The sequence below is a fragment of the Bibersteinia trehalosi genome, from assembly GCF_004346205.1.
GTDB classification, from domain to species: Bacteria; Pseudomonadota; Gammaproteobacteria; order Enterobacterales; family Pasteurellaceae; genus Bibersteinia; species Bibersteinia trehalosi.
This window is the reverse complement of record NZ_SMAM01000001.1, coordinates 91,469-105,820: the sequence shown is the minus strand read 5'-3', so window position 1 is coordinate 105,820 and position 14,352 is coordinate 91,469. Positions and strand designations below refer to the sequence as shown.

At 40.2% G+C, this 14,352-nt stretch carries 16 protein-coding genes, 1 tRNA gene and 1 other RNA gene; 1 reads left to right on the top strand and 17 read right to left on the bottom strand.

Annotation, left to right across the window (positions count from 1 at the left end; all coding sequences use genetic code 11):
- Window positions 1-65: 65 nt before the first annotated feature.
- The 12 genes from EDC51_RS00575 to EDC51_RS00520 form a co-directional block, all read right to left on the bottom strand.
- Window positions 66-1,058, bottom strand: coding sequence for a nickel/cobalt transporter (locus EDC51_RS00575; RefSeq protein ID WP_211334979.1), 993 nt, complete (start codon window positions 1,056-1,058; stop codon window positions 66-68).
- Entirely contained in the window at window positions 1,055-1,690 is a 636-nt protein-coding gene (locus EDC51_RS00570; RefSeq protein WP_131927883.1) for a DUF1007 family protein, read from the bottom strand. Before EDC51_RS00570 ends, EDC51_RS00575 begins: the two co-directional genes overlap by 4 nt.
- Before the next feature lie 54 nt (window positions 1,691-1,744).
- Window positions 1,745-2,134, bottom strand: an RNA gene (rnpB, locus tag EDC51_RS00565) — RNase P RNA component class A.
- A gap of 99 nt (window positions 2,135-2,233) precedes the next feature.
- Window positions 2,234-2,917 (bottom strand): 2,3-diphosphoglycerate-dependent phosphoglycerate mutase, encoded by a 684-nt coding sequence (locus tag EDC51_RS00560; RefSeq protein WP_015432328.1) that lies wholly within the window; start codon window positions 2,915-2,917, stop codon window positions 2,234-2,236.
- A 137-nt stretch (window positions 2,918-3,054) separates the two neighbouring features.
- Window positions 3,055-3,130 (bottom strand) — tRNA-Ile (locus EDC51_RS00555).
- 85 nt (window positions 3,131-3,215) lie between these two features.
- Window positions 3,216-4,271, bottom strand: a complete 1,056-nt coding sequence (gene modC, locus EDC51_RS00550) for a molybdenum ABC transporter ATP-binding protein ModC (protein WP_131927882.1) — start codon at window positions 4,269-4,271, stop codon at window positions 3,216-3,218.
- Window positions 4,271-4,957: a molybdate ABC transporter permease subunit gene (gene modB / locus EDC51_RS00545; RefSeq protein ID WP_025289222.1), complete on the bottom strand. Its 687-nt coding sequence runs from the start codon at window positions 4,955-4,957 to the stop codon at window positions 4,271-4,273. Before modB ends, modC begins: the two co-directional genes overlap by 1 nt.
- 82 nt (window positions 4,958-5,039) lie before the next feature.
- Window positions 5,040-5,795 (bottom strand): molybdate ABC transporter substrate-binding protein, encoded by a 756-nt coding sequence (gene modA, locus EDC51_RS00540; RefSeq protein ID WP_131927881.1) that lies wholly within the window; start codon window positions 5,793-5,795, stop codon window positions 5,040-5,042.
- A gap of 88 nt (window positions 5,796-5,883) precedes the next feature.
- Entirely contained in the window at window positions 5,884-6,195 is a 312-nt protein-coding gene (locus EDC51_RS00535) for a helix-turn-helix domain-containing protein (protein WP_025289220.1), read from the bottom strand.
- 1 nt (window position 6,196) lies between these two features.
- Complete coding sequence (locus tag EDC51_RS00530) at window positions 6,197-6,571, bottom strand: type II toxin-antitoxin system RelE/ParE family toxin (RefSeq protein WP_131927880.1); 375 nt, start codon at window positions 6,569-6,571, stop codon at window positions 6,197-6,199.
- Window positions 6,572-6,750: 179 nt separating this feature from the next.
- Window positions 6,751-7,533: a DUF5358 family protein gene (locus EDC51_RS00525; protein WP_131927879.1), complete on the bottom strand. Its 783-nt coding sequence runs from the start codon at window positions 7,531-7,533 to the stop codon at window positions 6,751-6,753.
- 9 nt (window positions 7,534-7,542) lie between these two features.
- On the bottom strand, window positions 7,543-7,824 hold the full coding sequence (locus EDC51_RS00520; RefSeq protein WP_125135327.1) for a hypothetical protein: 282 nt from the start codon (window positions 7,822-7,824) through the stop codon (window positions 7,543-7,545).
- Between the two features lie 157 nt (window positions 7,825-7,981).
- Here EDC51_RS00520 and EDC51_RS00515 point away from each other — a divergent pair, with 157 nt between their 5' ends.
- Window positions 7,982-8,746, top strand: coding sequence for a TOBE domain-containing protein (locus EDC51_RS00515; RefSeq protein WP_170169254.1), 765 nt, complete (start codon window positions 7,982-7,984; stop codon window positions 8,744-8,746).
- Between the two features lie 79 nt (window positions 8,747-8,825).
- Here the strand turns inward: EDC51_RS00515 and trpA are convergent, their stop codons facing one another.
- The 5 genes from trpA to EDC51_RS00490 form a co-directional block, all read right to left on the bottom strand.
- Complete coding sequence (trpA, locus tag EDC51_RS00510) at window positions 8,826-9,638, bottom strand: tryptophan synthase subunit alpha (RefSeq protein ID WP_131927878.1); 813 nt, start codon at window positions 9,636-9,638, stop codon at window positions 8,826-8,828.
- Window positions 9,638-10,828, bottom strand: coding sequence for a tryptophan synthase subunit beta (trpB, locus tag EDC51_RS00505; protein ID WP_131927877.1), 1,191 nt, complete (start codon window positions 10,826-10,828; stop codon window positions 9,638-9,640). Before trpB ends, trpA begins: the two co-directional genes overlap by 1 nt.
- Before the next feature lie 126 nt (window positions 10,829-10,954).
- Window positions 10,955-12,052, bottom strand: coding sequence for an iron-sulfur cluster carrier protein ApbC (gene apbC / locus EDC51_RS00500; protein ID WP_131927876.1), 1,098 nt, complete (start codon window positions 12,050-12,052; stop codon window positions 10,955-10,957).
- Window positions 12,052-13,605, bottom strand: a complete 1,554-nt coding sequence (locus EDC51_RS00495) for a peptide ABC transporter substrate-binding protein (RefSeq protein WP_131927875.1) — start codon at window positions 13,603-13,605, stop codon at window positions 12,052-12,054. Before EDC51_RS00495 ends, apbC begins: the two co-directional genes overlap by 1 nt.
- Window positions 13,605-14,255, bottom strand: coding sequence for a YchE family NAAT transporter (locus tag EDC51_RS00490; protein WP_015432317.1), 651 nt, complete (start codon window positions 14,253-14,255; stop codon window positions 13,605-13,607). Before EDC51_RS00490 ends, EDC51_RS00495 begins: the two co-directional genes overlap by 1 nt.
- Between the last annotated feature and the right edge of the window lie 97 nt (window positions 14,256-14,352).

Here is a 14,352-nt window from a genome sequence, read left to right as displayed (position 1 = left end):
AACACTCTCTTTCAAACATTTTTGCCCCAAATATCCTTTTAAAGCTATATTATAAGCAGCCCATCTTAGCGCTTGAATAATATACTGCTACTGCTATCTAATAAACTGCTATGGAATAATACGACACCTAACAAAATCAAGATCAGAGCTGCCAATAGTTTTAGCCCTAAAGCAAGATACTCACTTTCTGCAAACGACAAATACCACTTCCCAGCTTGGATCGCACGATTTCGTGCAAATAAAACTAAGCAAGCAAATAAGCTTAGTGTGAGGCCTGTCCCTAGCGCCATCGCTAATGCCGATAATACTCCCCAAGCGTAAAGATCAAGTGTATATGCCAGAAATAGCACCAAAATTGCGCCAGAACAAGGGCGCAAGCCAATACTCAAAATTAGTATGAATAACGATTTCCAATCTCTCGCTTGTTCAATTTCAGTGTGAGAAGGCAAATGGCGATGCCCACAACTACAATGTGCGGCATCCTGATGACAACAACCCAAAACTTGAGTAGCAAGCGGGCGATTCTGCCCAGAAATTTGCAAAATTTTCGTAATTTTTAAGCGCTTGTTGCGTTTATCTTTAAGCAGTTTTCGCCCAACTTGATAAAGCCAGTATCCTCCAAAAGCGATCATCAGCAAAAAGCTACCACGTTCTATCCATTTTAAAGTGAGGTTAAAATATTGACGCGACAGCGTAAATAGCACCACCACAACTGTCACTAATGAAATCGCAACTATGCCTTGTGCTAACGCTGATAACAAGGTAATTTTAATTGCTTGTGGGAGCTTAGTTTGTTCAAAAGAGAGGTAGCCCGTTAAAATAAATTTACCGTGCCCTGGTCCAACGGCATGGAACACGCCATAAAGAAAGCTCACAACAATCAGGCTAAAACCTGCCTGAGTACTATTTGCCTGCAAACTTTTTAATGAGGAGGAAAGCTCGGAGTTAAATAAACGTTGCCATTCTGTCACCTTAAATAAAATTACCGGATAGAAATACCAAATAGTGCCAATTATGGCAAATAAGACAACGCCCCCTAATTGTTGCTTTATCTTCATTTGCATACAATACTCACTTTTTGAGCAAATTGCGCTCCCAACGATAAACTCTCTGATGGCAAATCTGGCATATCCTCTTTATCTAACTGCGAAGCATATAAACGCAGATCTTGATTAACTTTTGGCTCTTCCATGCTTACTTTACATAGATGTTGCTCGCTTGCGGTTACGTCTTTTGCACTTTCATAGGCCATGGAAAGGTAATAACTCGGTTCAAAAGTATAAAAACGGAAAGATTGCCCTTTCACCATTGGGGGTTCAGATAATGCCAACGTGAAACGGTAAACAATGCGGTTATCTTTGATTTCCATTGAAGACTTTTGTGGCTTTGCCTTGAATTTAATCGGCTGATTTTCTGCATTATAGAGCTCACTGAAATAGTGATTTTCAACTGCAGAAATATCCATTTCACGCGTGATTTTCTGTATTGCTTCTGCCTGATTTGCCGCCGATTTAATCTCATAAATCAATTCAGCAGAGGTAATTTCATCTAGCCACCATGTCAATTCAAAACCTTCTAATTTATCTTGATTAATCAAAACCTTATTCTGCATGTCAAGAAAAGAATGCGGGTGAGCAACTAGTGAGGTAGAACACAAAAGGCCAAACAGAGAAAGGAATAATTTCTTCATCGTCATCTCCTGCAAGATACAAAAAAGCGAACAGAATTCTGTTCGCTGAAGAATAAGGTGAGTTGGTCGATAAGCCGGGTTCTGTCGTGGACAATCATTCCTCTAGGCTTGCATTTACACACAAGCTCAAGCAACCTACCCGAACTCTCGGCGGGCCACCGATTGAGTTCCTATTTGGTCTTGCTACGAGTGGAGTTTACCTAGCTGCCAAATGTTACCACTGGCACGGTGCGCTCTTACCGCACCCTTTCACCCTTACCAGCCAAAGCTGGCGGTCTGCTCTCTGTTGCACTAGTCGTAGGCTCGCGCCCCCCGGACGTTATCCGGCACTCTGCCCTATGTAGCCCGGACTTTCCTCTCGTCTATTTGTCCCACTAGGTCGCAAACTGTTTCGCAACAGGCGGTTTAGGGCTTCAATAGACCAGCGATTGTCTGACCAACTCAGGCGGGCGAGTATAAAGAGATTTGCAGATTTTTGCAAATTTTTGACCGCTTGAAACAAAAAATGCCCGATACAATCAGGCATTTTTCACAGAAATCGATTTACAGATAGAATTTCTCAACAAAATTTAATTTGTCATCCAGTTTTAACACTAACGGCTGACCTGTCGGAATTTCAAAATCCATAATATCCGCATCAGAAATACCGATAATGTGTTTTGCTAAAGCACGAAGTGAGTTGCCGTGTGCTGTAATTAAAACACGTTTACCTGACAATAGTGCTGGTGCAATTTGATCTTCCCAGAATGGTAAAACACGCTCAAGAGTAATTTTTAGGTTTTCTGCATTTGGAATTAAATCTTTTGGTAAATGCGCATAACGGCGATCATTATGAGCAGAATTTGGATCTTGTGGGTCTAAATCTGGTGGAGAAATATCATAAGAACGACGCCAAATATGCACTTGCTCATCGCCATATTGTTCTGCAGTCGCTTTTTTATCTAGGCCTTGTAACGCACCATAGTGACGCTCATTTAAACGCCAGTTTTTCACTTGCGGAATCCAAAGTTGGTTAGATTCTTCTAACACAATGTTACAAGTTTTAATTGCACGAGTTAATACTGAAGTAAATGCGATATCAAACTCATAACCAGCTTCCAACAATTTTTTACCCGCAGCTTTTGCTTCTTCCACACCGCGCTCAGTTAAATTGACATCACGCCAGCCAGTGAACAAATTTTTAGCATTCCATTCACTAAAACCATGACGGATAAGCACTAATTCCATAAGTTTCTCCTATAAGATAAAAGTTGATTTGAAAACTCGCCATTTATAGCAAATTTTTTTACGTAAAGAAATAAATAGCACCAAAAAGTTTGATGGAATTTGATTAAGTTAAAACTAACAGGAAATTTCTACTTGATTGGTCCCCCCTGCCGGACTTGAACCAGCGACCAAGCGATTATGAGTCGCCTGCTCTAACCACTGAGCTAAGGGGGGATAGGGAAATGAAAACGTGCTGATTATACTAGAAATCCATAAAAAAGCGAGTTTTTAAGATTTATCCGCTGAAATTTAATGCAAATCAAAGAGATACTGCTTTAATCTGCAAATAAACTGCCTGATTTTCAGCTAATCCTAATTCATCAAACGCCCATTGGCTAATACTTGCCCAAATTTCATATTCACCAACTTGGATAGCAAGATCTAAGCGGTCTATTTCTGCGGAAATTTTGCAAATTTTGCCGTATAAGATGTTACGAATAGAGGTTTGTTCAGGCTTTGTGAGTGTAAGAGAAATATCTCGACTATTCAGTGTAACACGCAATTTCTCGCCAGTCTGATAATGTTGTGTCGCATTTAGCCAAAGACACTGCTCACCTAAATCAAGTCCCACAAGTTGATAATGTGCATTTTTTGCCATAATCGGTAATTCAAGTAGGCTTACGCGTTGCTTTTCTGGTTGCCACGAACTAAACACATCACTACGCCAAACTTGCTCCGTACGATCAAAGGCCACCATTTTTCCCTGTTCCAATAACAGTAAATAATCGGCTAGCCTTACCACTTCATCAAGACTATGGCTAACATATAAAATCGGGATCGCCACTTGACGTGCCAATATGCTTAAGTAGTCTAGCAACTCTTTCTTGCGAGGAAGATCGAGTGCCGATAACGGCTCATCCATCAGCAAAATATCCGGCTCACTTAATAATGCCCGTCCAATTGCCACACGCTGTTTTTCCCCCCCCGACAAGCTATTTGGAAAACGATCTAGCAAATGAGTAATGCCAAGCAGCTGTACAATTTGCAAAAATTTTGCAGAATTCGCCCGCTTGCAACCATATTTAAGATTTTTCTCCACCGAATAATGCGGAAATAAGCGATGTTCTTGAAATACATAACCGACATTGCGTTTTTCAGGCGGCAAGTTTATATTTTGCTTGCTATCAAACAAGGCTTGTCCATTCAAATAGATGCACCCAGAATCTGGTTTCGACAACCCTGCTACCAAATTAATTAAACTGGACTTCCCTGCACCGGAACGTCCAAAAATAGCAGTAACACCTTTGGGAGGTATTTGTACATTAATCTCTAAGCGAAGATCGCTCAGTTGCTGCTTTACATTGATACTTAACATTATTGATACTTCTTCTGCCGACTTGCCAACATTTCTGAGATAAACAATGCACCGAGTGAAATAAGAATCGCCACCGCGCAGAGTCTTGCGGCTGCGAGTTCACCATCAGGGGTTTCAATAAAGGTATAGAGTGCGGCTGGAATCGTCTGTGTTTCATTAGGAATGTTAGACACAAAGGTAATGGTTGCGCCAAATTCGCCCAGTGAACGGGCAAAGCCTAATACTGCACCTGCGATAATGCCTGAAAACGAGAGGGGTAACGTAAGTGTAAAAAAGACTTTGAGCGGATTTGCGCCAAGTGTGCGAGCTGCTTGTTCTAATTTGGGATCTACCGCTTCAAAGGCTTGACGAATAGCACGCACCATCAAAGGAAATGCCATCACCATTGAAGCGAGCACCGCGCCGCGCCACGAAAAGCTAAACGAGAAACCAAACCACTGCCAAAGATATTGCCCAATTACGCCCTTTTTCGCCATGGAAATCAGCAATAAATAACCAATCACCACAGGGGGAAGCACCAGCGGTAAATGCACAATGCCATTCAGCAAATTTTTGCCCCAAAAATTTTTACGAGCTAAAATCCAAGCGACAAAAATCGCAAGGGGTAACGCAAATAATATCGCAACACTGGCGATTTTTAGGCTTAAATAGATTGCATTAAGTTCTTGAAATGAAAAATTAAACATTTTAAGTAGGGACGGAGCGATGTATCCGCCCTGATATTCCAACATTTATTTGGGCAGACACATCGGTCTGCCCCTACATTTATTATTCTACCGTCTTAAACCCTGCTTTTTCAAACGTTTGTTTTGCCGTATCAGACGACAAATAATCTAAGAAACGTTTCGCTTCGGCTTTTTCACTGATTGTCGCCGCAGGATAAACCACTTTGCCGTAGCTTTCTTGTGGGAAGGTAGCAACCACTTTCACTTTGTCTGTGACTTTCGCATCAGTGGAATAAACAATCCCTAACGGCAATTCACCACGCTCAATATAAGCAAGCACTGCACGCACATCTTTTGCCTTAGATAAACGGCTTTCCACTTTATCCCACAGTTGCAAATGCTCTAATGCTTTTTTAGCATAACGCCCCACTGGCACATTATCATCACCCACTGCTAAATAAGTGCCTTTTAACACCTTGTCAAAATCAATATCAGCAATGCTCTCGGCTTGAAATTGACTCTCACTTGGCGCAATCAACACCAATTCATTTTCTGCTAAAATCTGAATGTTCTTGGTTTTTTCAGGCTGTTTTTCTGCAACATAATCCATCCATTTCTGATCAGCGGAAATAAAAAGATCCGCTGGCGCATCTTGTTCAATCTGTTTAGCAAGCGTGCTTGAACCAGCAAAAGAGAAAGTTAATTTATCTTCGGGATACGCTTTTTCATACTCTGCCCCAATTTGTTGCAATACATTGGTCATTGAAGCGGCAGCAAACACGGTAATATTTTCCGCTGATGCAGTTTGAGAAAAAGCAAAAAGTGAGCTAAGCACAAGGGCTGATAAAGTGTTTTTCATTGTATTTCTCCTTGATAATGAAATGTTATATAAAAAATTATATAACGATTGCATTCAAAAAAGCGAGAATAATTTTCTCGCTTTCCTATCAAGCAATCGCCTCTAATCCTTTCTTTTGCACCAATGTTAGGAGCTTTAAGGCTGTTCCACTCGGCTTTTTCACCCCTCTTTCCCATTCTGAAACCAAATTTTTGCTGATGTTTAAATAATTTGCAAAGACGGCTTGTGACGTTTGGCTATTTTTACGAATCGCTTTGATTTCATCGGGTGAAAGCGGTTTGACTTCGGTTAAACAAGATTTATCAAAGTATTGCATTGTTGCTTTATCAATAAAACCAGCATTAAAGAGATCACTTGCATGTTCATGTAGCATTTGGCTTACTGGACTACGATATTTCATATTATTCTCCCGTGATTATTTCAATCAAAATTCCTTTGGCACACAATAAATTTAGCTTTTCTTCGGCATAATTTTCATACATAGATACCATCTGTTTCAATGTTTTTAACTCTGTATCCGAAAGATTTTCTTGTTCATTTTTAGCATAACCTGCAACAAAGAAATGGTTATCTCTAATTTTGTAAAAAATCAGCACTCTATAACCGCTTGAACGCCCCTGAGCTTGCCTTGCTACTCGTTGCTTAATGATGTTACTGCCTAAATTAGCATCTATCAAGCCTTGTTCTGCTCGCTGAATTGCCCACATAAGCTGTTCATCACTGATTTTTTGTTTCTCTGCAAATTTCGCAAATGGTTTTGTTTTAAAAATCCGCACACTGTACTACTTAGCATTACAGCTCACTTTTATGTAAAGAGTAACAAATGAATAGACAGACTCAACCATCAACATCGCTTTTTGCGATCTTGATCGAGAAAATAACATTTCACTTTTGCTTTTTTTAAATTTGCAAATTTTAGGTAAAAAATAACCGCTTGGAAAAGCGGTTATTGACTTTATCTCACCTGACAACGAGTTGTGTAGCCACCATAGTTATTACAACTAACATCATATGATCTATTTTGATTATTCTGCATCATTTGCATTCTTTCTTGATGTTGGCGCTCCTGCATTTCTAGCATAGCTTGATTTTGCCGTTGTTGCATATCTAATTGTTGCTGGTGCATATACAGTTGCTGCTGAGCCTGACTATTTTGTTGTATTTGTTGCTGTCGAGCGACTGCAAGTGCTGTTTCAGATGGCGTCATATTACCAGTAACTTGCCTTACTACTGATTTCAGTATTTCAGCGTGAACCGCTGATCTAAAAGCTTCAGATTTTTGTCGAATCTCTGCATTCCTTTTCCTTTCTGCTTGTTTTTGTTGTGCTATTGCTAAATTTTTCTGCCTTAAAGCGACTAAATCATTAGCAAATTTGGCTTTATAGGCTTCACATTGAGCAGAAGTAAGTAAATTCGCTTTTATATTATTATTAAATTCAGTATGTTTCTCCTTAAAATATGCCCAACTTTTAGGATCAGATTTCATCATCTGATATTGCTGCCCACCAATCATTTGGGATAATAAATCATAGCCATAATCAACAAATAGTGAGCGTTCTTCTTTGCTAAGTAAAGAATAGGATGCTTCGTTCGTTAAATTCGGGTTAATGCATTGCTCAATATCATTGGCTAACCCAATCCAATTCTTTACTCTTTGATCTGAAATTTTATATTTAGGACTAGCACAAGCCGTTAATAATACCCCTAATAATACAGAAATGATAAGTTTCTTTTTCATAGCTTTCTCCTAAACTTCACTCAACTTAACTCGCACATTACAATCAAGACATTTCCCTATATCTGATTCAATAATTTTCTCTGCATTATCTAACTGATTAAAATGAAATTCTTGTTTTTTAGTAAATCTAAAAAAATGCCAAACATCATCATTCTTTTCTTCTTTAAAAGAAAAACCTTTTTCTTCTAGCTTTTTATTGATCTCATCAAAGATTTTACCTTTATTCAAAATAACATCTAAAATCACTAAACGAATTTGTGGCATTGAATCGATATAAATGGTTTCAGGCATTGTGCTTCCCTTTTAGTTTATTTATTAAGGATTGTTTCCCTTAGCTGTCAAGCTAAGGGAACAGCATAGTACTATGCTGAAACCAGCTCATTTTTTATTCTTATCAAATCCTACTGTTATGCTACAATTTCACAAGTTAAAACTATCAAAGAATACGATGTCCACTGAAATTTTACTCACCATTAAACTCAACCAAGCCCTCTTTGCTGACCCAAAACGTATTGCGTTGCTAAACGAAATCAAACAGTGCGGTTCTATCAATCAAGCAGCAAAAAATTGCCAAATCAGCTATAAAAGTGCGTGGGATCATTTATCTTTGATGAATGAAATTAGCCCCAAACCGTTATTTGAACGCACAGCAGGGGGAAAAAATGGCGGGGGGACAGTATTAACTCGCTACGCTGAGCGATTATTACAACTTTATGCTTTGTTAGAAGAAACTCAACAACGAGCCTTCGACATTCTGCAAGATGAACATATTCCGCTGGATAACTCACTTTTCGCCACTGCCAAATTTGCTTTAAAAAGCAGTGCTAGAAATCAGTTTTTTGGTACAGTTGAAACACTCTATTCTCAAGAAAATAAATGTAATGTATTGGTAAAACTTGCAGCGTTTCCACAATATTTAACCGCTTGTATTACTGTTCAAAGTGCCGAACGGCTAGCGTTAGAGAGGGGGAAATCAGTAATGTTGATGATTAAAGCACCTTGGTTAAAATTACATAGTAAACAACCAAAAGGTGAAAATGTGTTTCAAGCAAAAGTTATCTCAGTGGTAGATAAAGAGAAAAATCAAGATATTGCGCTAGATTGGGTCGGCATAACCTGTTTTGCAAGCGGGTCTCGTGAACAGCTTTGGCAGCAAGGACAAGAAGTTTGGATCACCATTGATCCAGAACAGATTGTGCTATTAACGATTTAACAGGCTTTCCCTTATTTATACCATACAAAACAAGCAGTTGATTTGCATATTTCCTGCAAAATCAACCGCTTGCAGATTATTAACCACGCAAACTAGCCGCTTTCATCGTTTTCACAAATACGCCTAATTCGTTCAACAAATTCGCTTGGTTATCCAAATTTCGCTCAATAATTTTGACAATCGCCGAACCTGAAATTGCCCCATCTGCACCTAACTCTAATGCCTGTTTTACTTGTTCGGGCTTGGCAATCCCAAAACCTTGCAAAATTGGAGCAGAATTTGACCGCTTGAGAGCCTCCACTAAATGATCTAAATTGGCAGAATGGCTTTGATTTTCCGCACTGGTCACACCCGCACGAGAAACTAAATAAGTATAGCCCTCTGTTAAATGTGCCACTTTTTCAATGGTTGCTTGATCAGCATTCGGTGGGCAGATAAACACCGGCGCAATGCCGTATTTTTTCGCTATTGGTGCAAATTCCGAAGCCAGTTCCACAGGCAGATCGGCGATTAACACTGCATCCACGCCATTTTCCGCACAACGTTGATAAAAGCGTTCTACCCCAGCGACAAAGACAAGATTTGCACAAAGCAGCAAGCTAATCGGGATTGCGGGATATTTCGCACGGATTTTGCCCAACATTTCAAAACAGCTGTCAGTGCTATATCCACCATCTAAGGCTCGTTTATTTGCCGCTTGGATGACAGGGCCGTCTAATAATGGATCGGAAAATGGAAAACCAAGCTCTAACGCATCAGCTCCATTTTCTACCAGCGTGTCAATAATTTGCAACGAGCGATCAAAATCAGGATCACAAAGAGTAACAAAGGGAACAAAAGCACCTTGATTTTGCGCTTTCAAATTGGCAAAACAGTGTTCAAAACGACTCATCATTCATTCCCCCCATTCAAAATTTTATCCACCGTAAAAATATCTTTATCGCCACGCCCTGAAAGATTCACCACTAACAGTTGCTCTTTCTCTGGATATTGAGCAATTAACTTCAAGGCGTAAGCTAGAGCGTGTGAACTTTCTAATGCAGGAATAATCCCTTCATTTTTCGCTAACGCTTGGAAAGCGTCTAAGGCTTCTTGATCGGTAATCGAGACATAATCTGCTCGTCCGATTGCATTAAGATGAGCGTGTTGTGGCCCGACCGATGGGAAATCTAACCCTGCTGAAACGGAGTAAGATTCTTCAATTTGCCCATCTTTATCTTGCATAATTGGCGATTTCATACCGAAATAGATACCCGTTGTACCGTGTTTAAGCGGCGCACCGTGTTCACCTGTTTCAATGCCTTTGCCTGCTGGCTCAACACCAATCAACTTCACGCTTTCTTCTTCAATAAAATCGGCAAACATACCAATGGCATTAGAGCCACCGCCCACCGCAGCAATTACCGCATCAGGCAAACGTCCTTCACGCTCTAATATTTGGCGTTTGGTCTCTTGCCCAATCATTTTTTGAAATTCTCGCACAATGGTTGGGAATGGGTGAGGGCCGGCAGCTGTGCCGAGTAAATAGTGCGTAGTTTCGTAATTGGCTGCCCAATCACGCATTGCTTCACAACAAGCATCTTTCAGCGAGCAAGAGCCTTTTTCTACAGGAATGACTTCCGCCCCCATCAAACGCATACGAAATACATTTGGTGATTGACGTTCTACATCTTTCGCCCCCATATACACTACACAAGGCATATCCAACATAGCACACGCTAATGCAGTTGCCACACCGTGTTGCCCTGCCCCCGTTTCTGCAATAATACGGGTTTTGCCCATACGTTTTGCCAACAAAATCTGCCCTAAAACTTGATTGGTTTTATGCGCACCACCGTGCAATAAATCTTCACGCTTTAAATAGAGCTTAGTTTTACTGCCTTTGGTAAGATTGCGACAAAGGGTAAGTGCAGTTGGTCTGCCTGCATAGTTTTTCAAAAGATCGGCAAATTCTGCCTGAAAATCCGGATCGTTTTGTGCTTCCACAAAAGCTTTTTCTAGCTCTTTTAGCACAGGGACAAGAATTTCGGGAACGTACATTCCACCAAATTCACCAAAATAAGGGTTGAGAAGTGTGTTCATAGTCGCTTCCTGTTAGAAATGAGTAATGAGAGTGTACTACTAAACTAGTACAAAAGCAAAGGGGAATTTTTAAGGAAAACACGAAACAAAAAACTGGAAGCTAGCTTCCAGTTTTTCGCTTATTCTCTATTTTACTTCCCGAATCATAATTTCAGACGGGATAACGCTGCCTTGCCAATAAAGTTCTGCTGCGACTTTAGCGCCTAACTCAAGATAAGCTTGGCTGATTTCGTGATCTGGTGCTGCTACCATTGTTGGCATACCATTATCTAAATCTTCACGCAAACGAATATGCAACGGCATTTGCCCTAGCACTTGTGTGCCATAACGCTGTGCGACTTTTTCTGCTCCGCCTGTACCAAAAATATGTTCGTGATGACCACAGTTTGCACAGATATGCACGCTCATATTCTCAATAATACCTAATACTGGCACTGACACTTTTTGGAACATAGAGATGCCTTTAATTGCATCAAGTAGAGCGATATCCTGTGGTGTGGTAACAACAACGGCACCGGTGACAGGAATTTGCTGTGAGAGAGTAAGTTGAATGTCACCCGTACCAGGAGGCATATCGATCACTAAATAATCAAGCTCATTCCACCATGTTTCTTGTAATAACTGACTTAACGCACTGCTTGCCATCGGCCCTCGCCAAATGGTGGCATTATCTGGCTCCATTAAATAACCAATTGAATTAGATTGTAAGCCATGCGCAATAATTGGCGTAATATGTTGATTATCTGGCGAAGTTGGACGTTGATCTGCAGCGCCTAACATATGTGGAATTGATGGGCCATAAATATCTGCATCTAAAATCCCCACTTTTGCTCCTTGAGCTTGCAAGGCAAGGGCAAGATTGACAGACGTTGTAGACTTCCCTACCCCACCTTTGCCGGAGGTGACCGCAATGATATTTTTTACGCCATTTACGGCCGGATGATTATTAGCACGTTTTAAAGTCGCGATTTGGTAATTTAATACCCATTTTACACCGCTTGCACCACAGCTTGCTTTCAACTTCTCTTCCGTTGCAGCTTTTAATGCAGCAAACCCACTATTCCACGCAAATGGCATGGTTAATTCAATTCGTAAAGAATCACCACCTAATTCAGCCTTTTTAAATGCGTTTAAGGCAATTAAATCTTTGTGTAATGTTGGGTGGCTAAATGCTTGTAAAATCCCTTTGATTTCAACAATATGTTGTTCTGTCAGTAAGTTCATTACTCGTCCTTTGTTTGTCTAGATAAATCTTTGCTATAAACCACACCACTATCGTTATTTTTATGAATGCCGATAATGCTTGGATTTAGCGCTATTTTACGTTGATATTGGAAAAGTGGCAAAATCGCCACATCCTCGTTAATCTGCTGAACAATTTTCATTATTCTTTCATCACGCTGTTCTTGTGTCAAAGGGCGTGACTGTAATTCATCTAGCCATGAATCCACTTTTTCATTGCCATAACCACTATGATTATCCATGCTTTGAGAATGAAATTGCGCTAAGAAAACCAATGGGTCTGTATAAGCTGCACAAATTTCCCTTGGCATAATCTGGAAATTCTGCTGCTGGTGCAACTCCTCTAATTCGGCAAAATCCATGGCTTGTAAGCGAATGCGAAAGAGATCTGACTGGGTCAACTGGCGCACAAAACGATTCGCAACCAATTGCTGTAACTCATCTTTTCCAAAAGTGAGTGTAAAAGGTGGGAGGTTAGTATAATCTAACTCCGTTTGCGCCAAAATAGATTCTGCACTGCCAGTAAAAGGCAGATGATCCAATCCTTCCAACATTGTCTTAGGCAAGATCGAATGTAGCGGAATACCAAGCCCCTTGCCAATTTCAGGTGTAACAAGCATTGAGCGAATTGCTTGTCTGACACTTTTCTGCCCAATGACTGGATCACTAAAGTTAAATTCATAAAAATAGCTACACAGTCTTGGTAGTCTAAATGCCTCATTCGGATAATCTACGGGCGGGTTTTCAACTAAATCAAATCCTTGCAAACTCTGCTTTTCACCTACTCGTTGATAAATCACATGCTGAAATGCCGTATGTGTTTCTCTCGCTTGCAATGTAACACGCTGTTTTTCAATACCTTCTAACACATAAGCGCCATTTGAGATGAGCTCGTTTTCTGGCTTTTGCCCTTTATAACTTGGCAATAGTGCCACATGAGCCAACATAGCTGGCAATTGAAAATTAGGCACTTCCAGCTCAATTTGTAATGTATTATGGCTTAATGCTCTCACACCTAATTCAAAAAGTGGCACTTCTTTGGTAAGAATTTCCTTAGCATTATCAATGCGCATATCAACCAGATAATTAGCCCAAGGCGATGCAGATTGTGGATCTAATAAGCGCTGCCAACTCGCAACAAAATCATCTGCGCTGACTATTTCACCATTTGACCAAACGGCATTATCATCTAGTATAAACAGCCATGTTTTCCCATCTTCGCTAAAACTATGTCGAGCTACGGCGGGAATAACATTGCCATATTGATCAAAGGCAGTCAGTCCGACAAATAAATCTCGAACTAACGCACTTTCTGCTACATTGGTCACAAAATGCGGATCAAGCTGTAACGTACTATTCAATAATGCACGACTTAGTAATGTATCGCTTCTTTCTGGAGGTGGAATAAGTTCTAATGGTTCTGGCTTTTCACAGCTTGCTAATAACCCCACAGTTAAGCAGAGGCAAGCGCTCCGTTTTGCACAATATTTTGCAAAATGGAGCGCTTGTAGCCCAAAAGCCTTCCCAATGTTCATTAGCTTACCGCCGTTAATCCCGGAAAAAGATTGCTTAAACCGGCAACAATAATTTCAATACCGAGTGACATCAAAATCAACCCCATAATACGAGTAACAACATTTGAACCTGTCCGCCCTAATTTTTTCACCAAAGGCGCAGAAAAACGAAACAGCACATAACAGATTAACGCAAATAGCACAATTGCCACACTAAAGCCGACAAAATCGACCCAATTATGGTAGAGGGTTCCCCACACAATCGTTGAACCAATCGCCCCTGGCCCCGCCATAATTGGCATAGCCAATGGCACAACCGCAATATTTTCATATTCAGTCAGATCTGCTTTCTGCTCTTCTTTATTTTGCTTATGCTCACCCAGCTTACCGCTGATCATCGTCATCGCAATACTCACAATCAAAATCCCGCCTGCCACACGGAAAGAATCAAGTGAAATACTAAAAGCATCCAGAATGATTTTGCCGAAATAAAGGCTAACTAAAAGAATGACTGCAATTGAAATAGAAGTAATTAAATTGGTACGGTTGCGCTCAGTCTCATATTGATGAGCCGTCATACTAAAGAAGATCGGCAATGTCCCAAAAGGATTAACAATTGCAAACAATCCGATAAAAAATTGTAAATAGATAGCGAAGTTTAAAATATCCACAGCGTGATCTCGTTGAGAAATTTAGGAGCATTATAATTCAGGAAAGTAAATTTTTTTACTGTAAAAACCAAAATAAGCGTATAATCCCAAACATTTC